This window comes from Vibrio sp. H11, assembly GCF_004804295.1.
GTDB lineage: Bacteria > Pseudomonadota > Gammaproteobacteria > Enterobacterales > Vibrionaceae > Vibrio > Vibrio ostreae.
The window spans coordinates 1-23,184 of record NZ_SSHN01000007.1 but is presented as its reverse complement, the minus strand read 5'-3'; the positions used below and the strand labels follow the sequence as shown (position 1 = coordinate 23,184).

21 protein-coding genes are annotated in these 23,184 nt (G+C 51.0%); 13 read left to right on the top strand and 8 right to left on the bottom strand.

Annotated features, from left to right (window positions below; all coding sequences use genetic code 11):
* Positions 1-129: 129 nt before the first annotated feature.
* The gene (locus E6C74_RS12230; protein ID WP_136485561.1) at positions 130-924 is read left to right on the top strand and encodes a siderophore-interacting protein; all 795 of its coding nucleotides are present in this window, start codon (positions 130-132) and stop codon (positions 922-924) included.
* A gap of 106 nt (positions 925-1,030) precedes the next feature.
* Here the strand turns inward: E6C74_RS12230 and E6C74_RS12225 are convergent, their stop codons facing one another.
* Complete coding sequence (locus tag E6C74_RS12225) at positions 1,031-2,155, bottom strand: M14-type cytosolic carboxypeptidase (RefSeq protein WP_136485559.1); 1,125 nt, start codon at positions 2,153-2,155, stop codon at positions 1,031-1,033.
* Positions 2,156-2,224: 69 nt separating this feature from the next.
* Positions 2,225-2,938, bottom strand: a complete 714-nt coding sequence (locus E6C74_RS12220; protein WP_136485557.1) for a UTRA domain-containing protein — start codon at positions 2,936-2,938, stop codon at positions 2,225-2,227.
* A 500-nt stretch (positions 2,939-3,438) separates the two neighbouring features.
* Between E6C74_RS12220 and rnk the strand changes: the two genes are divergently transcribed.
* Positions 3,439-3,846 (top strand): nucleoside diphosphate kinase regulator, encoded by a 408-nt coding sequence (rnk, locus tag E6C74_RS12215; protein WP_136485555.1) that lies wholly within the window; start codon positions 3,439-3,441, stop codon positions 3,844-3,846.
* A gap of 84 nt (positions 3,847-3,930) precedes the next feature.
* On the opposite strand, the gene yjjG is transcribed toward rnk, so the two are convergent.
* Positions 3,931-4,605, bottom strand: coding sequence for a pyrimidine 5'-nucleotidase (yjjG, locus tag E6C74_RS12210; protein WP_136485553.1), 675 nt, complete (start codon positions 4,603-4,605; stop codon positions 3,931-3,933).
* A 97-nt stretch (positions 4,606-4,702) separates the two neighbouring features.
* On the opposite strand from yjjG, the gene E6C74_RS12205 reads away from it, so the two are divergent.
* The 3 genes from E6C74_RS12205 (at position 4,703) to msrB (ending at position 7,865) form a co-directional block, all read left to right on the top strand.
* A complete protein-coding gene (locus E6C74_RS12205; protein ID WP_206208408.1) occupies positions 4,703-5,620 on the top strand; it encodes a LysR family transcriptional regulator in 918 nt (305 codons plus the stop codon).
* A 344-nt stretch (positions 5,621-5,964) separates the two neighbouring features.
* On the top strand, positions 5,965-6,615 hold the full coding sequence (gene elbB, locus E6C74_RS12200; RefSeq protein ID WP_136485549.1) for an isoprenoid biosynthesis glyoxalase ElbB: 651 nt from the start codon (positions 5,965-5,967) through the stop codon (positions 6,613-6,615).
* A gap of 119 nt (positions 6,616-6,734) precedes the next feature.
* Positions 6,735-7,865: a peptide-methionine (R)-S-oxide reductase MsrB gene (gene msrB / locus E6C74_RS12195; protein ID WP_136485547.1), complete on the top strand. Its 1,131-nt coding sequence runs from the start codon at positions 6,735-6,737 to the stop codon at positions 7,863-7,865.
* 30 nt (positions 7,866-7,895) lie between these two features.
* Here the strand turns inward: msrB and E6C74_RS12190 are convergent, their stop codons facing one another.
* On the bottom strand, positions 7,896-8,984 hold the full coding sequence (locus tag E6C74_RS12190; RefSeq protein ID WP_240798179.1) for a helix-turn-helix domain-containing protein: 1,089 nt from the start codon (positions 8,982-8,984) through the stop codon (positions 7,896-7,898).
* Between the two features lie 229 nt (positions 8,985-9,213).
* Between E6C74_RS12190 and E6C74_RS12185 the strand changes: the two genes are divergently transcribed.
* The 3 genes from E6C74_RS12185 to eat are packed head-to-tail and all read left to right on the top strand — an operon-like array spanning position 9,214 to position 12,863.
* Positions 9,214-10,617 (top strand): ethanolamine ammonia-lyase subunit EutB, encoded by a 1,404-nt coding sequence (locus E6C74_RS12185; protein WP_136485545.1) that lies wholly within the window; start codon positions 9,214-9,216, stop codon positions 10,615-10,617.
* The gene (gene eutC, locus E6C74_RS12180; protein WP_136485543.1) at positions 10,614-11,456 is read left to right on the top strand and encodes an ethanolamine ammonia-lyase subunit EutC; all 843 of its coding nucleotides are present in this window, start codon (positions 10,614-10,616) and stop codon (positions 11,454-11,456) included. Before E6C74_RS12185 ends, eutC begins: the two co-directional genes overlap by 4 nt.
* Before the next feature lie 15 nt (positions 11,457-11,471).
* Positions 11,472-12,863, top strand: a complete 1,392-nt coding sequence (eat, locus tag E6C74_RS12175) for an ethanolamine permease (protein WP_136485541.1) — start codon at positions 11,472-11,474, stop codon at positions 12,861-12,863.
* Positions 12,864-13,083: 220 nt separating this feature from the next.
* Here the strand turns inward: eat and folE are convergent, their stop codons facing one another.
* Positions 13,084-13,737, bottom strand: coding sequence for a GTP cyclohydrolase I FolE (folE, locus tag E6C74_RS12170; protein WP_136485539.1), 654 nt, complete (start codon positions 13,735-13,737; stop codon positions 13,084-13,086).
* Between the two features lie 293 nt (positions 13,738-14,030).
* Between folE and moeA the strand changes: the two genes are divergently transcribed.
* The 3 genes from moeA (at position 14,031) to E6C74_RS12155 (ending at position 17,006) form a co-directional block, all read left to right on the top strand.
* Positions 14,031-15,266, top strand: coding sequence for a molybdopterin molybdotransferase MoeA (gene moeA / locus E6C74_RS12165; protein ID WP_136485537.1), 1,236 nt, complete (start codon positions 14,031-14,033; stop codon positions 15,264-15,266).
* An 8-nt stretch (positions 15,267-15,274) separates the two neighbouring features.
* Positions 15,275-16,033, top strand: a complete 759-nt coding sequence (gene moeB, locus E6C74_RS12160) for a molybdopterin-synthase adenylyltransferase MoeB (RefSeq protein ID WP_136485945.1) — start codon at positions 15,275-15,277, stop codon at positions 16,031-16,033.
* A gap of 130 nt (positions 16,034-16,163) precedes the next feature.
* A complete protein-coding gene (locus E6C74_RS12155; RefSeq protein ID WP_136485534.1) occupies positions 16,164-17,006 on the top strand; it encodes a sulfurtransferase in 843 nt (280 codons plus the stop codon).
* A gap of 169 nt (positions 17,007-17,175) precedes the next feature.
* On the opposite strand, the gene E6C74_RS12150 is transcribed toward E6C74_RS12155, so the two are convergent.
* The 3 genes from E6C74_RS12150 to E6C74_RS12140 form a co-directional block, all read right to left on the bottom strand.
* The gene (locus tag E6C74_RS12150) at positions 17,176-19,071 is read right to left on the bottom strand and encodes a TRAP transporter fused permease subunit (protein ID WP_136485532.1); all 1,896 of its coding nucleotides are present in this window, start codon (positions 19,069-19,071) and stop codon (positions 17,176-17,178) included.
* A 58-nt stretch (positions 19,072-19,129) separates the two neighbouring features.
* The gene (locus tag E6C74_RS12145; protein WP_136485530.1) at positions 19,130-20,059 is read right to left on the bottom strand and encodes a TAXI family TRAP transporter solute-binding subunit; all 930 of its coding nucleotides are present in this window, start codon (positions 20,057-20,059) and stop codon (positions 19,130-19,132) included.
* 489 nt (positions 20,060-20,548) lie between these two features.
* On the bottom strand, positions 20,549-21,553 hold the full coding sequence (locus E6C74_RS12140) for a sugar-binding transcriptional regulator (protein ID WP_136485528.1): 1,005 nt from the start codon (positions 21,551-21,553) through the stop codon (positions 20,549-20,551).
* A 466-nt stretch (positions 21,554-22,019) separates the two neighbouring features.
* Here E6C74_RS12140 and tal point away from each other — a divergent pair, with 466 nt between their 5' ends.
* Together tal and E6C74_RS21230 are read left to right on the top strand one after the other, a co-directional pair.
* Entirely contained in the window at positions 22,020-22,970 is a 951-nt protein-coding gene (gene tal / locus E6C74_RS12135; protein ID WP_136485526.1) for a transaldolase, read from the top strand.
* Between the two features lie 86 nt (positions 22,971-23,056).
* The coding region (locus E6C74_RS21230; RefSeq protein WP_136485524.1) for a hypothetical protein at positions 23,057-23,184 on the top strand (128 nt) is incomplete at its 3' end.

The following is a 23,184-nucleotide window of genomic DNA, read 5'->3' as shown; positions in this document are numbered from 1 at the left end:
GCAGTGCATTTACAATGGTTCATTTGGTGTAGTTCGTAAATTTCAGTAAATGACAACAATTATCATTGCCGAATGACAAAATTAGCGTTAAGGTGAGTACACTTATCGGCTGCCAGACATCAGGTTACTATGCAAAACAAACAAAAATCCCGTCGCAATTTCGCGCTGACTGTTACTGAAACCCAACAAATTTCGCCAAACTTCCAGCGTATTACGCTGCAGGGAGATGAGATTGCCCATTTCGGTAAAGAGAGTGAAGGCGGATACATTAAGTTATTATTTACGCCTCAGGGCGGAACTGATATCGGTAGCCTGAGTGAAGAAGAGCGTCCATTGATGCGCACTTACACCATTCGTCAATTTGATCCGGCCAGCAACCAGATTGTGGTCGATTTTGTCCGTCACATTACCAGCGACCTGTCTTGTGGCTTCGCTGCCCGCTGGGCGGAAAGCGCACAAGTCGGCGATACCATTTCGATTGCAGGGCCGGGTAAAAGTCAGTCTCTGAACCAGGACGCCGATTGGGTATTTCTTGCCGCTGACATGACGGCTATCCCTGCACTGTCTGTGACTCTGTCACAGCTCAATTCTGATGCTCGCGGTTATGCCGTGGTTGAACTGGCTTCCATCGCTGATAAACCAGAACTGCAGGCACCGGCCGGTATCGAACTTATCTGGGCATGCAGCGACCAGGGAGAAACCCTTGCCGATGCAGTACAAGCACAAGCCTGGTTGGCCGGTCAGTGTTCGGTGTGGTGTGCGTGTGAATTTGAATCGATGCGGACATTGCGTCAATATTTCCGTAATGAAAAAGAGATCGACCGCGAACATATCTACATCAGTAGCTACTGGAAAAACGGCGTCAGCGAAGATGGTCACAAAGTTCTCAAGCGCGCGGATGCAGACGCAGACACCACCAGCTGATAAGACTGCGATCCACGCCAATAATGTCGGTATCTGAAGTCAAAAAAGCCAGCGCATCACCGCTGGCTTTGGTTTATCTGGCGAACATAGCATCGCCATAAAGAGTTCAGATTTTATCTGTCACCGCCAGTGTGGCCGCCAGTACATCCTGCCCAAACAAAATACTGCGCTCCGGTGACCAGCCATACAGCGGATCCGGATGATTGCTGTTATCCTTAAACGGCATTTCGATGGTGTAAGCCAGACAACCAAACTGCTCAGCCACCCAGTTGGATCCGACGGTCAGATTCGCTTTGCCTGGTTCATCTTTGTCGTAACCGACTTCGTCCTGAAACTCAGGCGTAATGGTCGATAATGCCTGCTTAAATGCCGCTTCCTTGGCTGCCAGTTCCGGGCTGTAGGAAGGAATCCCCTCAGAGCCGGCGACAAAGTTATAAGGCAAAGCTTCATCACCATGGATATCGAGGAACATGTCCACACCCGTTTGCAGCATGCGCTCACGCACCAGATAGACTTCCGGGCTCTTCTCCATTGAAGGTGACTGCCATTCACGGTTGAGGTTCACACCAACCGCATTGGTACGCAGGTGGCCACGAACCGAACCATCCGGGTTCATATTCGGTACCACATACAACACCGCTTTTTCCAGTAATGCACGCGCGACAGTATCATTTTCATCCAGCAAGCGGTTGATCAAGCCTTCCATAAACCACTCGGCCATGGTTTCCCCCGGATGCTGGCGCGCGATCAGCCAAATTGCCTTTTTCTCCGGCTCCGCTTCACCAAACGTCAACAGACTCATATCGTGGCCGTCTAGGGTCTGGCCTAAGGTTTCCAGCTGGCAATGATGGGCGCTTTGTGCCATGTGCAGCAAGTCGAGATGACGATCGTAAGAGTAAGGCGCAAAGTAGGCAAAATAGACCGAAGAACGCTCCGGAATTAAGCTGAACGTCAGTGTATCACCATCAAATTCGGCCGGAACACGAAACCACTCTTCACGATCATAAGAAGCCACCACATCGTAACCCTGCCACCCTTCCGGATAAGCGGACTTTGCCAAATCCAGCAGCTTAATGGTGTGCGACTGCTCCGCCTCGCTTTCAAGACGAAAATGGAACCACTGATAAAATTCCGACATATTGTCATTCGGAATTTTCAGCTGTATGTCCTGCCTGTCGTCTGCTTTGACTACGTCAATGCTACCACTATCAAAGTTACTGAATATTTTCATGATTTACTCACCTTATTCTTCTGAGTATGAATTTGCAGGCTAACACAATTTCACCGTCACTGCGCCCGTTTACGCGCTGACCGGAGTCAGAATCGCCTCGGATGCAAGGCAAATCGCATCATGACGCCACAGCTCTGTCTCTGCATTGAGCAGATTACCCTTATGATCATAGTGCTTACGTTCAATAACCAAAGCCGGTGTGCCGGCGGTGGCGCGTAATGCCAGCGCCACATCACCAAACAGCGCACTGGTAGTGACACGGTAACTGATTGAGTGGTACTCAAGGGCAAAGTGCTCACGCAAAACCAGGCTCATTGATTGAGCGAGATCGAAACGGAGTAAATTGGGGCACAGCTGAGGAGGAACGTAACTCGTCACATACGCGACCGGACGCTGCTCCAGATGAAGAAGGCGCTCAATACGATAGACATCAGCGAAAGGCGCCAGCGCCAGCAAACGTGTCGCCACCTTATCCGCCAGCATCGCTTTCGCGTTGATGATGGTCATATCGGGCTGACGATTTTGCGCTCGCGCTGCGGTGACGAAATCAACTGCCTGCGACGGATTGTAGCGCAGCGGGGGCGGAGAGATAAACCAGCCGCGGCGATCTTCACGGTAGATTTGGCCTTCAGCCTCTAGCAAGGAAAGAGCCTCGCGCAAGGTTACGCGGGTGGTATTGAAGGATTCAGCCAGCTGGCGTTCAGGAGGAAGCTTCTGCCTTGGTAATAAGCTCCCGGCGTCAATCTGTTCTGCGATAGCCTCTTTGATTCTAACGTACTGCACTCTTGTCCTTAGCATCCGGCGTTGGGGCGAAATTGATATCCAAATAGTACCCACAACTCACCCGCTTTGCACCCGCGTATCACTCACATTCAAACAGATGTGACGTTGTTTTCTTATTCTTTTGCTAGGCAAATAGTCGTGTCCTATGGATATATTGGGGTGCTACACATATACGCGGGTGCTTCGCACATGACACCTCGTTGTTAGTTAATGGACATCCAATGAAGCGCAGTGTTGAACAACGGAAAAGGCGAAGTCATTCATTAGCACTTTCTGGCTACCCTTCCCCTTGATAGGCAGCCAGACGCGACGAATCATCGATACGTTTAGCGTGACCACCTCGACATTACTTACAAATACACACACTTTATAAATATGAAATTGTGAGCATTTTGATTGCGTTTTTGTTACGTAGCCACTAACTTAAATTCAGTCGAAATGAATTCGGCCTGTATACCGCCCTGACTGTTCAGGGCGGTGTTTGTTTGTGGAGAAAATAAATGTTACACACTCATTCAATCGTCGTTTCCACACTGGACATGGACCGCATCAGCTCACTGATGGACAAAATGCCCAAGCTGTCACCGGAACTATTAAGGCTGGAAGATGAACTGGATCGGGCAACGATCAAAGAACCTCAGGAAATACCGCCAGGCGTGGTCAGTATGAACTCAACCGTGCGCTTTAAATTTCAGGGGAAAGACGAAATCATGGAGAAACACCTGGTTTATCCCCATGAAGTCAAAAGTAATGACGATATTTCCATCTTTGCACCGGTAGGCAGTGCCTTGCTGGGGTTATCGGCCGGACAAACACTAAGCTGGCCTATGCCTGGTGGCAGTGAGAAAGTGATTGAAATTATTGAAGTGACTTATCAGCCGGAACGTGAAGGTCGCTATGATCTGTGATGTCTAAATTCAGGTATCTGTGATACCTGAATTCTGGTGCAAAAGCCGTTTTAAATGACCCCCCCTTTGCACCAGAAGAGCGTATCAGGCCAGCAAAATGCTTTGCAGCTCAGCTAACGAACTCACCTCGTAATGGGCATCAATGCCGTGTGGTTTTTCAGCTTGATGGATATTCAGCCAACAAGTTTCCAGACCGGCATTCAGCCCCCCCAGAATATCTGAGTGCGGGTTATCTCCGACCATAAGTACCCGCGTTTTATCCGGATCCCCCATGACGGTTAGAGCATGATTAAAAATACCCGCATCCGGTTTCGCCACACCGACCTGCTCCGAAATCACCACGTGCTCGAAGTAATCCTTCATGCCCGTTCTGGTCAGGCGCACATCCTGCAGTTCGGTAAAACCATTGGTAATGATGCCGAGTTTCGCTTTGCCCTGCAGAGCCTGCATCAGTTCACGTGCGCCGGGTAACAAAGTACAGATGTCTGCCATCGCCTCAAGAAAAGCGCTGTTGAGCTCGGCCGTTGTGGTGCCAATTTTTTCCGCCCAGGATTGAAAGCGAATGTGTTTCAGCTCAGCCGCTGTGATCACACCATTTTGATAATCCACCCACAGTGGCTTATTCACTTGCTGATAATGCTGGTAATCCTGCTCGCTAAAGTCTAATCCCTTACGCGAGAACATCAGCTGCATCCCTTTAAAAGCATCGAAATGAAACAGGGTGTCGTCAGCGTCGAATAAGATCCAATCGTATTTCATTTTCATCTCCTCAAATCGCGCAAACAGTCTAGATTGTTTTCCATGAGATGTTAATCTAGTAGGTAGGAAACTTTTTGTTAAATATATCTCAACAATTATGGATAATACCTTTTCTGCAATCCCGGTCTTCGTGGCAGTAATTGAATGCGGTAACTTTTCGCTGGCCGCAGAGCGGCTGGGTATCACTAAGTCTGCTGTCAGCAAACGGATCACCCAACTGGAAGATGAACTGGGGCTGCGCCTGCTCAACCGCACCACACGTAAGCTTAGCCTGACCGAAGCGGGCGAACGTTATTATTATCACGTGTCTCAGGCGATGACACACGCGCGCCAGGGCAGTGATGCAGTCAGTGAACTGCAGGGCGAGCCGCGCGGCAAGTTAAAAATTACTGCACCGATGTCATTTGGTGTTCTGCACATCGCCCCGGTTATCAGTGAATTTCTTGAGCGCTACCCTTACGTGGAAGTCGATTTACAACTGGAAGATCAGATGGTCGATCTTATTCAGGGCGGCTTTGACCTTGCGATTCGTATTGGCCACCTGCCCACCTCAAATTTAATCGCTAAACGACTGGTGCGTTGTCGCAGCATACTGTGTAGCTCGCCGGGTTATCTGCAGCTTCATCAGCCGCCACAAAAACCTCAGGACCTCATCCACCATAATTGTCTGGTTTACTCGTATTTCCGTGGCGGCAGTGAGTGGACGTTCAGCCAGAACGGCGCGGATTTTAAAGTCATCCCCAAGGGTAACCTGACCGTGAATAACAGTGAAGCCATACGCCGCGCCCTGCTTGACGGTTTAGGCATCGGCCAATTACCGACGTTCCTGGTCAGCAAAGATATTATCGCCGGTCGCCTGAAGCCTGTGATGCAAGAATTCAGCTTGCCTGAACATGCCATCTACGCGGTTTTCCCTGAGCGTAAACACCTGCCGCTCAAGGTGCGCGCTTTCATGGATTTCGTCAGTGACAAACTCGGCGCCGATGTCCCTTACTGGGATCAGGACATTTTCTAAAACGACAACGATTATCTTAGACGGCAACTTTGTTTGATAAAACAACCATTAGCTTTTTTAAACAACCATTAGCTTCTTATATAACAGCAACTAGCACCGTAGCGGTCACTGTTTTAGCACGCTTCACATCAAAGATAAAATTCGCCACAATGATTATTAATCCGCAATGTTGAATAGCGATCCGTGATTAATGAACAATCATTCACGAGATTGAGCAAAAATCCCCCGCTATCAGTGACAACATAATGAAAGCCTTAAACTAAACTTAAAAGCGGATCGCAAAAATGTTGACGTCCCAGCTTAGTGCAAGCATGTTTTGCCCGAACAGATAAAGGAATGGATCGATGAAAAAAGTAGCCGTGATATTAAGTGGATGTGGTGTGTTTGATGGAGCCGAGATTCATGAATCCGTGCTGGCACTGCATGCCATCGAACGCCACGGTGCCAGTTGGCACTGTTTTGCGCCCAATATTGAGCAAATGCATGTTATCAACCATCTGACGGGTGAAGAGATGGCAGAGACACGCAACGTGCTGGTGGAATCAGCGCGTATCGCGCGCGGAAAAATCGAGGATGTGGCCAAGCTTAAAGTTGAAGAGTTCGACGCCTTGCTCATACCCGGTGGGTTCGGCGCAGCAAAAAATCTGACCGACTTTGCCGTGCATGGCTCGGAATGCAGTATCAATACCCATGTTGCCACCGCCTGTCGCGCTTTTGCCCAGGCAGGTAAACCGGCCGCCTATCTGTGTATTGCACCCACCATCATCCCGATGATTTACGAACACGGTGTCGAAGGCACTATAGGTAACGATCCGGACACCGCTGTCGCATTTCGTAAGATGGGCGGCGAGCATGTCTCCTGTCCGGTGGATGATTTTGTGTTCGATCAAAAGCACAACGTACTATCGACCCCGGCTTATATGCTGGCCGAAAATATTTCTCAGGCCGCTTCCGGTATCGATCGTCTGGTCGAAGAGCTGATTAAACTGGCCTGAACCATTGAACCCGGTAATACCCTCCGCTATCTATCTGGTGCCGGGTTGCCGGGTTGAAATTTTTTCCGTCTTCGACTGTTCTTATTGAGTATCCGTTCAATACATGAGTAAGAACTGTCATGAAACGTATTACGATAAGTTTACTAGCTTTACTGGTCGCGCTACCTGTAGGCCTGTCCTTTTTCAGTCAGGCATCCAATCATTCCTCTGCCTCTCACGCAGAACATGAGCAAGTGGCAACCCTCGCTGGGGGCTGCTTCTGGTGTACCGAGTCCGATATGGAGAAACTGGACGGCGTGATTGATGTTGTATCCGGTTATTCAGGCGGGACGGTAGATAATCCCACTTACAAACAGGTCTCTTCCGGCACCACGGGGCACATCGAATCGATTCAGGTCACCTACGACAGTGACAAACTGAGCTATGAGCAGGTTCTGGACCACTTCTTGCGCCATATTGATCCGACCGATGACGGTGGTTCTTTTGTTGACCGTGGTAATCAGTACCGCCCGGCTATTTTCTATCACGATACGCAGCAAAAGCAGGTTGCTGAACGCTTTATGCAGGAGATTGACCAGGCAGGTATTTTCCACAAGCCATTGAAAACCGAATTAATTGCATTCAAAAAATTCTGGCCGGCCGAAGAGTATCATCAGGATTACTACAAAAAGAGTTCGCTGCGTTATAAATACTATCGCTACGCTTCAGGCCGGGACCAATACTTAGACCAGATCTTCGGCGATGACCGTGAAGATAACCCGAAAACACTGCGTCAGTTGATTGATGAAAAACGGGCCATTAGTGAAGTTAAGGTGTATACACGGCCGTCTGAGGACCAAATCCGCGCTAAACTGACTGACTTGCAATACCGGGTTACTCAGGAAGATGCCACCGAGCGGGCATTCAACAACGAGTACTGGGACAATAAAGCAGAGGGGATCTATGTCGATATTGTCTCCGGTGAACCACTGTTTTCCTCAACAGATAAATATAAATCCGGAACGGGCTGGCCGAGTTTTACCCAGCCCATTGATCCGGCTTATATCGTTACCAAGTCAGATAACACTCTGTTTTACACCCGAACCGAGGTACGCAGCCGCTTTGGCCGTTCGCATTTAGGCCACGTATTTGAAGATGGCCCGGCACCGACCGGTTTACGCTACTGCATGAATTCTGCTGCGATGCGTTTTGTACCGAAAGAAGAGATGCAAGCACAAGGCTATGGTGCCTACCTGAAACTGTTCCAATAACCCGGTTTCTCGCCAACTGTACGCCGCACATTATCGTTGCGGCGTAAAACTTTTCACCAATGCGGCACGCTCATAGCGATCGGCACGATCACGAGTCTGGCTCGGGGTCTCGCCAAACAGCAGCTTGTAGTATTGGTTAAAGGTCCCGAGATGATAAAAGCCATACTGTAACGCCAGTTCACTGATGGTTTTTTCCTGATCAGTGACGATCAACGCCCGGCGCACCGCATTGAGCCTGCATTCACGTAAAAAGGCGATCGGGCTGACTCCAAGCTCCTGCTCAAAACAGTATTGCAGGGTGCGCTGGCTAACGCAGGCTATCGAGGCCATTTCCGCCACACTCATCGGATAATCACCATTATTATCGAGGTGACGGTACAAACGTAACAGAGCCTGACGACGGGTGGCGTAACTGCGCGACTCATTGTGTTCACTGACCGCAAACTGCCCTAATCTGTCAATCACTGCACTGACCAGCACTTGCTGCAGTGCTGCCTGACTGTGTGACGACTGACCTTGCGACAATTGTCCAGACCGCGATTGTCCAGACGGCGATTGACCAGAAGAGAAGTGCAGCAAGCGTTTCCCCAACACCGACTCCGTATCCAGCACCTGCCGGATCAGTTCCACCAGCGACCAGCAGCCATGTTGCGGATTGAGGTTTTTCAGTAAAGATATCGACTCCCACTGCTGCTTGTCATCACACTGGATATTTTCCAGCAACAGGTCACGATCAATCACCACACCAAAAATATGAAAATTATCCGGGGTCGCCAGGTCAAAGTGCTGCTGTGCCGGACGAATCATCAATTGGTGCGGCGCTGCCTGCAAACCATTCACTTTCGGGCGTTGCGCGTCCATCGAAAAACCAATCCAAATGGCGTTCGGATTGACACTGCACTCCTGATGCACAGTATGACTGGTGAATTCCTCAAACAAGTGCAGGCCGGGCAGCTTAATCTCATCCAGATAGCCATGAAATTGCCCTGCACCATGTTGATTATACTTCTGTTCCCAGGCGTTGAGGCTTTGCGCTTGTTGGTTCACATCAAAGCTGTACTGCTTGCACCTTATTGGTGCGCATGAATTCCCTTCATGTGGCAATTGAATCAAATTCATTTTCACTCTCTTGCACCAGCTTTAGGCACGTAAAAATATATCTCATTGTTTTTATTGATAATTCTAACTTTGCGCATTGACGTCATGTTACCGGAACACAATTCGCACTATTTCTCTCAGTTCAATTTGCAATGTTCGGACCGCAGCGAAACAGATCGCAGCAAACAGGAATCTCCCCGGCTGCTATCCATCCGCTACCGTGCCCCGAAACCAAAAGCTGAGAGGTTTTATGAGTTCACGCTACCGTTACCAGATAGGCACCCAGACCTATCAGTTTGCTTCTCTGAAAGAAGTGATGGCCAAAGCGTCACCGATGCGCTCCGGCGATCAGCTGGCCGGCGTGGCAGCGACATCCGCCGAAGAGCGCGTCGTGGCGCAAATGGTGCTGGCTGACCTGCCACTGAAAACCTTTTTAAATGAAACGCTCATCCCGTATGAAAGCGATGAAATTACCCGCCTGATTATTGATGAACATGATGCTCAGGCATTTCTGGAAATCGCGCACCTGACGGTGGGTGATTTTCGTAACTGGCTGCTGCTGGAAACCACGACCCATCTCGAACTGACTCGCGTCAGCCCGGGCATTACTCCGGAAATGGCGGCGGCGGTGAGCAAAATCATGCGTAATCAGGATCTGATTCTGGTGGCTAAAAAATGTCGCGTCACGACCGCGTTTCGCAACACGATTGGTTTGCCGGGCCGCTTATCGACCCGCTTACAGCCGAATCATCCGACCGATGATATGAGCGGCATTGCGGCCTCTATTTTTGATGGCCTGATGTACGGCAACGGCGATGCTGTGATTGGCATCAACCCGGCGACCGACAGTGTCAGCCAGGCGGTCAAACTGATGAAACTGATGGACGAAGTGATTCAACACTATGAAATCCCGACCCAGTCATGCGTGCTGACCCACGTCACCAATACCGTTGAAGCGATCGAACAAGGCGCCCCGGTTGATCTGGTGTTCCAGTCGATAGGCGGCACAGAAGCGACCAACCAGGGCTTTGGCGTCAACATCAACGTACTGGCGGAAGCGTACGATGCCGCGCTGAGCCTGAAACGCGGTACGGTCGGTGACAACGTGATGTACTTTGAAACCGGTCAGGGCAGCGCCCTGTCTGCCAACGGCCATCACGACGTCGACCAGCAAACCTGTGAAGTGCGCGCCTACGCCCTGGCACGTAAGTTCAAACCGCTGCTGGTCAATACCGTGGTCGGCTTTATCGGCCCCGAGTATCTGTTTGACGGTAAGCAGATCATCCGCGCCGGTCTGGAAGACCACTTTTGCGCCAAGCTGCTTGGCCTGCCGATGGGCTGTGACATCTGCTACACCAACCATGCTTACGCCGATCAGAATGATATGGATAACCTGCTCACCCTGCTTGGTGTGGCAGAATGCTCTTTTATCATGGGAATCCCCGGCTCTGACGACATCATGCTCAATTATCAGACCACCTCTTTCCATGATGCACTCTACGCGCGTCAGGTACTCGGCTCGCGCCCAGCGCCGGAATTTGAAGCCTGGCTGCAAAAAATGCAAATCTTCAATCAACAGCAGGGTAAACAGCTGTCAGACGAGATCTCTCCGCACTTCATCCAGCCGCTGGGCTTAATCAAGGAGGCCGTATGAGCGTTGTCCCTATCAACCATTTGATCCACGAGGATCCGTGGCACAAATTACGCCAGTTTACTCAGGCCCGCATCGGTATCGGCCGGGTCGGCACCAGCATCCCGACAGAGGAGCTGCTGCGTTTCCAGCTCTCTCACGCTCAGGCAATGGACGCCGTACACGTGCCGCTCGACGAGCAACAACTGGTTAAGACAATGGCCTCCAGGCCAGAGCTGACGCCTTATCTGCCCGCTTTTTCGCTGCACAGCCAGGCGGATGACCGCCTGACTTATCTGCAGCGGCCGGATCTGGGTCGTAAGCTGAGCGAGCCGTCTATTGAGCAGCTCAAAAAGCACGCGGATGAACACGCCAAACCTTACGATCTGGCGATTGTCATCGCTGATGGCCTTTCCTCTTATGCCATCAGTAATCACGCCACACCCGTTATTGAAGCGCTGATTGAACAGTTGCACAACGACAGCAAAAACAGCTGGCAGATTGCACCGCTGTGCATTGTCCATCAGGGCCGTGTCGCAGTCGGCGATGATGTCGGTGAAGCCATTAACGCCAAAGAAGTGCTGGTACTGGTCGGTGAACGTCCGGGACTGAGCTCCCCGGATAGCCTGGGGCTGTATCTGACCTGGCATCCGCATCGCGGCACGGAAGATTCGCTGCGTAACTGTATTTCCAATGTACGTCCGCAAGGCCTGCCTTATCAGACAGCGGCGATGAAATGTTTCTATCTGTTGGCTGAATCACGCCGTCTCAAACTGACCGGTGTCGGCCTCAAAGACCGCTCGGATGACACCATCCTCGAGCATAAACAGACACAGTTTTTCTCTTTAACTTTAAAGTCATAACGTAAGGATAGTAGTATGACAACATCAAACGATTATCTGGCTCAACGCCAGCTCAAACGTGGCGCCGCAGGTTGGATTCTGCTGGCCGGATTGGGTATCTCATATGTGATCTCCGGTGATTTCGCCGGTTGGAACTTCGGTATCGCTCAGGCCGGCTGGGGCGGCTTTGTGATTGCCGCCGTACTGATGGGCATCATGTATCTGGCACTGGTGCTGTCTCTGGCCGAAATGTCAGCGGCGATCCCGGCAGCCGGCGGCGGTTACAGTTTTGCCCGTCAGGCCATGGGCCCGATGGGTGGCTTTCTGACCGGCCTGGCGGTTTTGATTGAATACTCGCTGGCTCCGGCGGCGATTGTAATCTTCATTGGTTCGGCGGTGAATGAGCTGACTGGCTTTGACGGCCCCGTGGTCTATGCCCTCTTCTACCTGGCTTTTGTTGGTATTCACATTTTTGGCGTAGGCGAAGCATTAAAAGTGATGATGGTGATCAGTGGCCTGGCGGTATTGGCAATCCTGGCGACCGGTGTTGCTCTGGTGCCTGAATTTAACAGCGCCAATCTGTTTGATATCGAGCCGACTGCCAGCGGCGATCTGATGCTGCCGATGGGTCTGTACGGTGTCTGGGCTGCACTGCCGTTTGCGATGTGGCTGTTCCTGGCGGTAGAAGGTGTTCCACTGGCCGCGGAAGAAGCCAAAGATCCGAAGAAGGATGTGCCAAAAGGTATTATAGCTGCGATGGTATTCCTGTTGTTCACTGCCGTTCTGGTTGTCGTTCTGCTGAGCGGCGCAGCCGGTGCTAAAGTGATTGGCGACAGCGCGGTCCCTCTGGTTGATGCGCTTAATATTGCCGGCCACTCACAACTGGCGACCTTCGTGAACGTGCTGGGTCTGGCCGGTCTGATCGCTTCATTCTTCTCCATCATTTACGGCTACAGCCGCCTGGTATTTGCGCTGTCACGTGCCGGTTATCTGCCGAAAAACCTGTCACTGACCAGCCAACGCAAAGCGCCGGTCCGCGCTCTGATCTACCCTGCGATTCTGGGTTTTATAATCTCACTGAGCGGTGAAGGTGACCTGATTCTGTCTATGGCGGTTGTCGGCGCAACCATCTCTTACGCCATGATGTCAGCCAGCCACATTATGCTGCGCATCAAGCGTCCTGATATTCCTCGTCCATACAAAACTCCGGGAGGCGTGGTCACTTCAGGTGTGGCTTTGGTCTTGTCAATTATCGCCCTGACTGGTGTGTACGCTTACGATGTGCGTGCCTTCCTGTTCACTCTGGTCCTGTTCGCCGTCGGTATGCTCTACTACTTCGTCGTCGGTCAGCACAACCTGATTGCTAAAAGCGCCGAGGAAGAGTTCGCTCTGCTCGATCAGGCGCAAGGTGAGCTGGAAGCTGCCTGACAGAAAATCGGGTAACAACAGCCATCCACTATCAACTCAAAGCAATCGCCATTCCTTACGGGATGGCGATTTTTTATATTCGCTCTCCACCGTTCATTGACAGCGCGAGCCCTGCCAAAGAGGGAAAAAACAGGCACAAAAAAAGCGCCTGCTCAGAGACGCTTTTCGAGTTAACTTTTATTTGGTTTATGCGTTGGATATACAGTTTATGCGTTGGCGCTTAACGCAGGCCATGCAAAAACTCGGCACGGGTCGCCGGATTGGACTTGAAAATACCACCCAGTGCCGTGGTGGTGGTCTCGCTGGTTGCATCCATCACACCACGTGATTTCACGCAGTAATGGGTCGCATCAATGGTGACTGCGACATCATCCGATTGCAGCAGAGCCTGCAGCGCCACCAGAATTTGCTGGGTCATGCGCTCTTGTACCTGCGGACGCTGGGCAAAGAAACGGACAATACGGTTGATCTTCGACAGACCGATAATTTTGCCGCGTGGAATGTAAGCCACTGCCGCTTTGCCGTCGATGGTCACTAAATGGTGCTCACAGGTACTGGTGACGGTAATGTCTTTAACCCGCACCATTTCACTCACGTTCATCTTATTTTCGATAACCGTAATCTTCGGAAAGTTCTGATAATCAAGGCCAGAAAAGATTTCGTCAACGTACATTTTGGCGATACGATGCGGCGTTTCTTCCAGGCTGTCGTCAGTCAAATCGAGCCCCAGCAGGTTAAGAATCTCACGCATATGGTGTTCGATTCGCTCTTTTTTCTCTTCACGACCCATCGTATTTGGCTGCATTGGCGTTTCCAAACCACGACGCTCCAATGCATCTTTAACTAACTTCGCGGATTCGCTAAGACCTGACATTACCTTACCTCTTAATTACCCCTTCCGGATGGCAGACAAGGATACTCGGATTTTTTAATAATTACATCCTTAATTTAAAGATGGGTTTAATTCACGCAAGCCAGCTGTCATCAGCACTGCGGGACGGTTCTCAACCCCACAACGCTGAGTGATAGCTACCGTTGTAACGATAATTCACACTTTCACTAAAACGACGATGCTAAACCGTATGAATCGTACCAAGAGACAGTTTGTCGCCTGATGCCAGTTGTGTGCTAAAGTAGGCAGAAAATACAAGATGATAGGATTAAAACATGGGCTGTTGTGACGCACCCGGCTTAATGCCAATCGAAGATGCGATGGAGAAAATGCTGTCGCGTATCCAACCGATTCAGACCACGCAACGACTTCCGCTGCCTGATGCTCTGGGCTATGTGCTGGCTGAGGATATTCTCTCGCCAATCAATGTGCCCCCTTTTGATAACTCAGCCATGGACGGTTATGCCGTGCGTCGTTCAGAGCTGGCGCTGGGCCAGCCACTGACTGTGGCCGGAAAGTCTTTCGCAGGCCAGGCTTTTGACGGCGAGTGGCCGGCGATGAGCTGCGTGCGGATCATGACCGGGGCGCAAATCCCGCCGGGTTGTGATGCGGTTGTGATGCAGGAGCAGGCCAGCGTGACCAATGCAGGCGTCACCTTCAGCGTGAGAGATGTACCGCATAATGACAACATCCGCCCGACTGGAGACGACATTCATCATAATGACGTCGTGCTGAGCCGTGGTGCCCGTCTGACACCACGCGATATTCCAATGATTGCCACACTCGGCGTTAGCCAAATCACCGTTTACCAGAAACCTAAAGTGGCCTTTTTTTCAACCGGTGACGAGCTCAAGCCACTGGGTGAACCGCTGCAAGCTGGTCAAATCTACGACAGCAACCGTTACGGTATCAAACCTTTGATTGAGAACTTCGGATGCGAAGCGATTGATCTCGGCGCCATTCCTGACTGCCCGCAAACACTCAAAGCGACGTTTGAGAAAGCGCAAAGTCTGGCCGATGTAGTCGTTACTTCCGGCGGCGTCAGCGTCGGTGAAGCCGACTACACCAAAGATATCCTTGAGCAGTTGGGTGAAATCGGCTTCTGGAAACTGGCGATTAAGCCGGGTAAACCGTTCGCTTTCGGTTCGCTGCAAAACGCGTGGTTCTGTGGTCTGCCTGGTAACCCGGTTTCCGCCGTGTTAACCATGTACGTGTTAGTACAACCAATGCTGGCCAAACTGGCGGGGCATACCGAGTGGCAAGCGCCGCAATCCATTCCAGCCACAACCCGCACTACCTTTAAAAAAGCACCGGGCCGCACCGATTATCAGCGCGGGATTTACAGCATCGAAAACGGTCAGTTTTTCGTGGAGACCACAGGTAACCAGAGCTCAGGAGCCTTCCGCTCAATGAGCCTTGCTAATTGTTTCGTGGTACTGGAGCGTGAACGTGGCCGGGTCGAAGCCGGTGAAACCGTCAATATCCAGCTGTTTAACGCAACCCTATACTAGGAGCCATGGTGGACATTCTCAGCGATGCAGAGATGCTGCGCTACAACCGTCAAATCATCCTGAAACAGTTTGATTTTGAGGGTCAGGAAGCGCTCAAACAGTGTTCAGTGCTGATCCTCGGCGCCGGTGGGTTAGGCTGTGCCGCCGGCCAGTATCTGGCGACGGCCGGCATCGGTAAACTGACCCTGATTGACGATGATAAAGTTGAGCTCTCAAACCTGCAGCGCCAGGTACTGCACCATGACGCGGATATCGGCCGGCTTAAAGTAGAATCGGCCGCGCAGTCATTGCGCGAACTTAATCCGCACCTGATGGTGGATACTCTGGCCGAGAGACTCAATGATGAAGCGCTGCAAACGCTCATCACCCGTCACACACTAGTGCTGGATGCCTCAGATAACGTCGCGACCCGTAATCAACTTAACCGCCTTTGCTATCAGAGCAAAACCCCGCTCGTTTCCGGGGCCGCGATTCGTATGGAAGGTCAGGTCAGCGTCTTTACCTACCAGCAGGACAATGAACCCTGTTACCAATGCCTGAGTGCTTTGTTCGGCGATGCAGCTTTGAGCTGCGTCGAAGCAGGCGTGATGGCGCCGGTAGTGGGTATTATTGGCGCAGTGCAGGCTCTTGAGGCCATCAAAGTCATCGCCGGATATGGCCGTTCAGTGCAAGGCAAAATTCTGCTGCTCGACGCGATGACCATGTCATGGCGCGAAATGAAACTGATGAAGCAGCCTAGCTGCCCGGTGTGCGGCAGCCAGCCCTAACCTGCTCTCCATTCTAAACAGGCGCGCTATTAAGCGCCTGTTTTCATTTATTTCCAGCGTTGAATTGAGTACCCTCTAAAGGTCAACCCATTGCGGGCTCCTGGCCCGCGCTCAATAAGGAAAGCGTCGCATGTCTCCTCTTGTCACTCCGGCCTGGCTGGCCGAACGCCTTAATGACAAACGCACTGTCGTGCTAGATAGCAGTATCGATTTTCAAATTCCTGCTGAACCGGAAAAAGACAAAATCAACACAATCCCAGGTGCACGCCGTTTCGATTACGATAGCGTGTTCTGCGATCCTGATGCGAGTTTACCGCACATGATGCCAAGTGAAGCGCGTTTCAACCGCTTAGCGCAAGAGCTGGGAATTAATCAAGATTCGGTTCTGGTCGTGTATGACAACAGTGGTACGTTTGCCTCGCCACGGGCGTGGTGGATGTTCAAAGCATTCGGCCATAACGAGGTCTACATACTCGATGGTGGTCTGACTGAGTGGAAAACACAAGGTTACGCTGTCGCGCAAGATTACGCTCAGTCAGCAGAAAAAGGCGATTTTAACCGCCCGCTCGACCCGGCTTACTTTGTTGATGCCGGTTACGTGCTGAGCAAACTCGATGATCCAGCCAGCCAAACAGTCGACGCCCGCTCTCATGCCCGCTTTTCCGGTCAGGTACCAGAGCCGCGTGCGGGTGTACGCAGCGGCCATATCCCGAATTCATGCTGTCTGCCATTCGCCGTACTGATGAACGGTCATAAGTTCAAACCAGTTGCCGAACTCAAGCCGATTTTGCAGCAGGCGTTGCCGCAATCAGCCGACGAATACCTGTTCAGCTGCGGATCAGGTGTCACCGCCTGTATTGTCCTTCTGGCTGCTGCGCTGTGTGGTTATCACAACCTGGCCGTGTACGACGGTTCCTGGACTGAATGGGGTTCAAATCACGACCTGCCGATTGGTACTTTGACATCAGAATAGCGTTGAAATAACAAGAGTTCTGAAATAGCAATAAGCGCTGTAGCCATCGTTTCATCATCGGGCTGCACAAGCGATAAAAAAATGCCGTTCACTGGGTGAACGGCATTTATCTTTTATTTGGAGCATTGAACGAAATTAACCACGTTTAACGCGAACACTTACCCTGTTATCACGATGCGTGGGAAGCCGGTTGTTCAGGCTGACGGTAATTTAGCAGACATACTGCAACAATCACCACCAGTGCGGCAAGACGGTATATATCCGACAAAAACAGCACGCATAATGCCATGACCAACAACACGGCACGTTGCCAGCTTTGCAGTGGCGAGAACAGACGACCTTCAATACCGCCGGCAAAGGCAACAAACAGACTGATGGTTGAAATAACCCCGATAGCAAAATGCACCGGTTCGCCATCAATCCAGATCAGGCCGGAAAATGCCATCATGGCCGGGATCAGGAAGAAGCCCTGCGCCAGTTTGAAGGCCTGCACTGCCGACTTCATCGGTGATGCATTGGCAATACCCGCCCCGGCAAAGGCAGCCAGCGCAATCGGTGGCGTCACGTTAGAAGTCTGCGACAACCAGAACACGATCATGTGTGCGGTCAACATACCCAGGCCGAAATCCATCAGCGCCGGAACAGCCATAATGGACAATACGATATAAGCAGCCGTTACCGGCAGGCCCATACCGAGAATGACCGCAGCCACTGCAATCAAAGCCAGCGCCGACCATAAATGGCCACCCGACAACGCGATCAGAAACTGAGTAAATTGCAGACCGATACCGGTTTGACCGACCACACCCACCACGATACCCGCTGTCGCACAAGCCACCGAAATCGGAATCGCCATCAGCGCGCCCTCTTTCAGGCCTTCGATAAACAATTTAAAACTGATGCGGCTGTGTTTACGGGTCATCGCGGCAAGCAAAATAGCCACACAGCCGATAACACCCACCAACACCGGTGAATAGCTCATCATCAGCAGCGCCGTGATCAGAATCAGCGGTAGCAGATAGTGCCAGCCATCCTTGAGCACTTTAGAAATTTGCTCGGTGACAGTCATGCCCTGTAAACCAAGCTTACAGGCCATTAGGTGGACGTAAAGCAAGGTACAAGCGAAATAAAGGATTGCCGGTGCAATCGATACCAGCAAGATATCGCTGTACGGAATACCGGTAAACTGCGCCATAACAAACGCCCCGGCTCCCATAACCGGCGGCATGATCTGCCCACCAGTCGACGCCGCCGCTTCAATCCCTGCGGCCTGCTCCGGCTTGTAGCCAAGCTTTTTCATCATCGGGATGGTTAACGAGCCGGTGGTCACCGTGTTAGCAATTGCTGAACCGGAAATCGAGCCTAATGCCGCCGAAGCGACCACGCTCGCTTTCGCCGGGCCGCCGCGGTATTTACCGGCCACGGCAAACGCCATATCGATAAAGAACTGGCCTGCACCGGTCACTTGCAGGAAGGCGCCAAACAGGACAAAGATAAATACCACACCGGCTGCAATTGCCAGTGGCGCGCCGTATACCCCATTGGTGGAGTAAATATGGAAACGCACGATCTCTTCGATACTGAAGCCTTTACTGGCGACATTATCCGGCAGGACATCACCAAACATGGCGTACACCAGAAACAGTGCCGCGATCACTACCATCACCTGCCCGACGGTACGCCGGGTGGCTTCGAGCAGCATCACAATCAGCACCACACCGGCGGCCTGATCGACGGTGCCTAACCCATCGAGCAGAAAGCTAATATCATCATAATCAAACAAGGCAATCTGAGTGGATGCCCAGCAGGTTGCGATCACCAGGCCAAGGTCAATTACCCGCCCCAGCAGGTAAACCGGCCGTGAGTGTCTGGCATTAAATGTGGGATAAACCATAAAGGCTATCGCGATAACCCAACTGACATGGACCGGACGAAACACCGGTGCGGAAAGCGTGGCAACGATACCTTGCCAAATTTGAAAGACCGATAAAGCGATAGCCGCTACAGCGGCTATCGAAAGTATCACGTCAGTAATTTTCTGGTTACCAGGATGAATTTGACTCATCACTTACTCCGTGTAACGTTACTTTGTTATCAGTAATCACTCGTGAATGACTGATAATTTACTTCTGTTGTTCCTGCAGAAATTTCATTGCGCCAGGGTGCAGAGGAACACCATCCAGCTTCGTCATGTTTTCAATGGTGGTGAACTTAGTCACACCCAGCACCTGACGAATCTCATCGATGTGGTCAAATGCCGCTTTGGTCATCTGATACGCCATGTCTTCGCTCAGGTTTTTGTTCACAACCAGTACGTTCCATACCGCAGGCACTTTAAACGCAGGAACCTTGTTGTAAGCCTCTGCCGGCACATCCAGTTCCAGGTAAGAAGGATACGCAGCGGCAATCTTGGCCAGCTCTTCTTCGCTGAAGCTCAGGACACGAATATCACGCGTCAGCGCCAGTTCAGTAATCGCCCCGACACCCACGCTGCCGACGATTACACCAGCATCGATCTGGTTGTTAGCAATCGCACTGGTGGTCGCAGTGTAGTTTAGAGACTGAGGCTTGATGTCATCTTCTGACACGCCCAGGGTGTTAAGAATATTAACTGCACTGACACGGGTACCTGAGCCAGGCGCACCCAGGGAAACGCGTTTGCCTTTCAGGTCAGCAACCGAATGAATGTCCGATTTGGCCGGTACAATGAACTGTACCGCGTTGGGATAAAGCGCAAACAGAACCGCAACGTCCATCTTACGCGGGAAAGGTTTCGTTCCTTCAAAGGCTTGCAGTACAACGTTACCCTGTGCAATACCGGCTAACTGCTTGTTGGTTGAAACCTTAATCGTATTTTCGACAGAAGCCGCTGTCACTTCCGCACGCATGTTGAAATCAGGCAGGTTTTCACTCCAGATTTTTGCCAGCATGCCGCCCAGCGGGTAATAAGTACCACTCTGACTACCGGTGCCTATGGTGTAGTTTTCAGCCATGCTTGAAGCAGAAAAAACAACAGCCAACGCCAGTAGCCCATTCCTTAGTGCCTGGTACATAAAAGCTCCTTATTATATTAACGGTATTATTATTCCATTATGTTATGAAATGTATGGTGTGAAATAGCAAATGTGAGTTAGGTGAAATGAGAGTTGGATACGTAATTTACGCAAACTCTTAATCTTGGTTGATTCGTTTTCCTTAACTCCACTCAGTCGCTAATCTGTGGCAGAAACGTCATGCTAAACACGAAGATCCCGGACTGAATCTACACCAATAACGATGAGATTTTTCAGTCTCCCTTTCCTGGAGAACTGCAATTTCGTGCTCATATTTATACAAAATGACCGAATTTTCAATCTTTTAAGCGCATGTTTGCATCTTGCCCCTGCAACATTCAGGTCGGAGCGATAAAGGATAGGTTCAGGTTTACACCCATAAAATCAAGCAATTAGAATGTAGAATACTGTTCTATATATCAATAAATGGTGTGCCATTTTCGCCGCTACAAAACTGGCACAACGGCTGTCACTTCACCGTCCGGTCAGTCAAAGCTGCGACTTTGTATCCAGACCGAACATTTGTTCATCGAGGTTTAATACAGTCAGCGCGTTACTGACACTGGTGGCGACCACATCCACCGCTCCGGTGCGCAGCGCGCCCAGCAGTGCAAGCGGTTTGCTGTTTTCCGCCGCAATCGCGATCACCTCAGCGATACGCCGAAACTCTTCAATCCCCAAACCGATAATCCGGTCACTCATCACGGTGTCGGCGATTTGACCATGCACGTTAAAAAAATCATAGCCGGCAAAGTCCCCGACCACCCCCTGCTGCAAGCGCGACTGCACCACTTCATCGGGAGTAAACCAGCCCAAATCGACCATATAGCTGTTTTCACTCATATCACCGATCCCAACCAGTGCAATATCCGCTTTACGCGCCAGATCCAGGGTCTGTTTCACCGTTTCATTTTGCATAAACGCCAGTTTCTGGGCGCGGTTTTCCGCATAAGCCGGAGCATAGAGGGTTTCTGAGGTACCACCGTATTTCTTCGCCATCTGGCGACAAATATGGTCGGCATTGAACATACCGCCGCGCGGGTGAATACCACCAATACTGCAGACAAACTTACAATCGCGTGGCGTGATCACGCCGATATGATGGGCGACCGCCGACACGTTACGCCCCTGACCGATACTGACCACCATACCATTTTTCAAAGTACTGTTGAGATAACTCGATACCAGTCCAGATACCTGCTGACGCTGTAACTCTTCTGTGGGCTGATCCAGCGCGACCAGGGCACGTTTAACGCCAAAGCGTTCTATCAGGCGCTGCTCAATTTTGGCGCTGAATACCGGGTGATACTTCACGGTGATCTCAACAATGCCCTCATCGCGCGCCTGTTTCAGCATCCGCCCTACCTTGGCACGTGAAATCGAAAATTTTCTCGAAATCTCTTCCTGAGTCGCACCGTCCTGATAATACGCGACGGCGACTTCGGTCAATAAATCACTGCTTTCAGACGAAATATCCTGGCTGGAACTGCCCATACCCGCTTACCCTATTGTATAACCTTGATGATATATGTGGTCATAATGCCGCTGTGGCGCAGCATCTGCTCATGGGTATAGCATATGTCAGGACACAATAGACATGCAACATTTGCTCACTATGGTTACATTTTCTCACCCTAAAGCGTGCGCTCTTTTTCATCACTCCAGGGCCGCTGCCGATCAGGCAAACGTTTCTTTTCTGGCTTGATCCAGCGCTGTGTAAAATAACTCGTCAAAACCCCTCACAATAGCCAAATCCCGATTGATTATTTAGGCCGGATACGTTAAATATGGGTACATCATTTACTCAACGAACGAGCAAATGTTCATTGCAGTTGCTCGGTCGCTGGAAAACATTGAGTTAGTCATAAGAAGTGACGTCAGAACGTGGCGCTGCGCTTAGCTAACCCGCTTGCACCTGCCAGTTTTTGCTGGCTAGCCGAAAAGAAATAGGATGATCGAAATGAGCAACAAATTAGAGCAACTACGTAAACTAACGACTGTTGTCGCGGACACAGGTGAAATTGACGCAATCAAAAAGTACCAGCCTGAAGATGCAACAACCAACCCTTCTCTAATTCTTAAAGCCGCTCAAATTGCAGAATATGCACCTCTGATTGATCAAGCGATCGAATACGCAAAATCACAAACCAGCGACAAAGCAGAGCAAGTACAAGAAGCTTGTGACATGCTGGCAGTGAACATCGGTAAAGAGATCCTGAAAACTATCCCTGGCCGTATCTCTACAGAAGTTGACGCACGTCTGTCTTACGACACTGAAGGCAGCATCGAGAAAGCACGTAAACTGATCAAAATGTACAACGATGCAGGCATCAGCAACGACCGCATCCTGATCAAACTGGCTTCTACCTGGGAAGGTATCCGTGCTGCGGAAGTACTGGAAAAAGAAGGCATCAACTGTAACCTGACCCTGCTGTTCTCATTTGCTCAGGCTCGTGCTTGTGCAGAAGCTGGCGTATTCCTGATCTCTCCATTCGTAGGCCGTATCATGGACTGGTACAAAGCGAAAGAAGGTCGTGATTTCGAAGCTCAGGAAGATCCGGGCGTACTGTCTGTATCTAACATCTACAACTACTACAAACAGCACGGTTACAACACGGTTGTGATGGGCGCAAGCTTCCGTAACATCGGCGAGATCCTGGAACTGGCTGGCTGTGACCGCCTGACTATCTCTCCACAGCTGCTGGCTGATCTGGAAGCGGCTGAAGGTGTGGTTGAAGAGAAACTGGTTGCGACCACTGAACTGCAAGAGCGTCCGGCAGCCATGAACCACTCCGAGTTCCTGTGGGAGCACAACCTGGACCCAATGGCGGTAGAAAAACTGGCTGAAGGTATCCGTAACTTCGCTGTAGACCAGGGCAAACTGGAAGCGATGATCGAAGCTAAGCTTTAATCAGCCAAACTGAATCCCATTAGGGGAAGCGCCCGCTTCCCCTAATCATTTCTGACTTTAAAATCCTAACGATTACGGAATCTATTATGAACCGCAAACAACTGGCTAACGCAATCCGCGCGCTGAGCATGGATGGTGTACAACAGGCTAACTCTGGTCACCCAGGCGCCCCGATGGGGATGGCTGACATCGCTGAAGTGCTGTGGCGCAGTCA

Excerpts from the sequence above, each read along its gene's own strand:
- E6C74_RS12150 (WP_136485532.1), bottom strand. The coding sequence starts at position 19,071 with ATGAGTCAAATTCATCCTGGTAACCAGAAAATTACTGACGTGATACTT.
- folE (WP_136485539.1), bottom strand. The coding sequence starts at position 13,737 with ATGTCAGGTCTTAGCGAATCCGCGAAGTTAGTTAAAGATGCATTGGAG.
- E6C74_RS12155 (WP_136485534.1), top strand. The coding sequence starts at position 16,164 with ATGTCTCCTCTTGTCACTCCGGCCTGGCTGGCCGAACGCCTTAATGAC.
- E6C74_RS12140 (WP_136485528.1), bottom strand. The coding sequence starts at position 21,553 with ATGGGCAGTTCCAGCCAGGATATTTCGTCTGAAAGCAGTGATTTATTG.
- msrB (WP_136485547.1), top strand. The coding sequence starts at position 6,735 with ATGAAACGTATTACGATAAGTTTACTAGCTTTACTGGTCGCGCTACCT.
- moeA (WP_136485537.1), top strand. The coding sequence starts at position 14,031 with ATGGGCTGTTGTGACGCACCCGGCTTAATGCCAATCGAAGATGCGATG.
- E6C74_RS12185 (WP_136485545.1), top strand. The coding sequence starts at position 9,214 with ATGAGTTCACGCTACCGTTACCAGATAGGCACCCAGACCTATCAGTTT.
- eat (WP_136485541.1), top strand. The coding sequence starts at position 11,472 with ATGACAACATCAAACGATTATCTGGCTCAACGCCAGCTCAAACGTGGC.
- E6C74_RS12230 (WP_136485561.1), top strand. The coding sequence starts at position 130 with ATGCAAAACAAACAAAAATCCCGTCGCAATTTCGCGCTGACTGTTACT.
- E6C74_RS12225 (WP_136485559.1), bottom strand. The coding sequence starts at position 2,155 with ATGAAAATATTCAGTAACTTTGATAGTGGTAGCATTGACGTAGTCAAA.
- elbB (WP_136485549.1), top strand. The coding sequence starts at position 5,965 with ATGAAAAAAGTAGCCGTGATATTAAGTGGATGTGGTGTGTTTGATGGA.
- yjjG (WP_136485553.1), bottom strand. The coding sequence starts at position 4,605 with ATGAAATACGATTGGATCTTATTCGACGCTGACGACACCCTGTTTCAT.
- eutC (WP_136485543.1), top strand. The coding sequence starts at position 10,614 with ATGAGCGTTGTCCCTATCAACCATTTGATCCACGAGGATCCGTGGCAC.
- rnk (WP_136485555.1), top strand. The coding sequence starts at position 3,439 with ATGTTACACACTCATTCAATCGTCGTTTCCACACTGGACATGGACCGC.
- E6C74_RS12205 (WP_206208408.1), top strand. The coding sequence starts at position 4,703 with ATGGATAATACCTTTTCTGCAATCCCGGTCTTCGTGGCAGTAATTGAA.
- E6C74_RS12190 (WP_240798179.1), bottom strand. The coding sequence starts at position 8,984 with ATGAATTTGATTCAATTGCCACATGAAGGGAATTCATGCGCACCAATA.
- tal (WP_136485526.1), top strand. The coding sequence starts at position 22,020 with ATGAGCAACAAATTAGAGCAACTACGTAAACTAACGACTGTTGTCGCG.
- E6C74_RS12145 (WP_136485530.1), bottom strand. The coding sequence starts at position 20,059 with ATGTACCAGGCACTAAGGAATGGGCTACTGGCGTTGGCTGTTGTTTTT.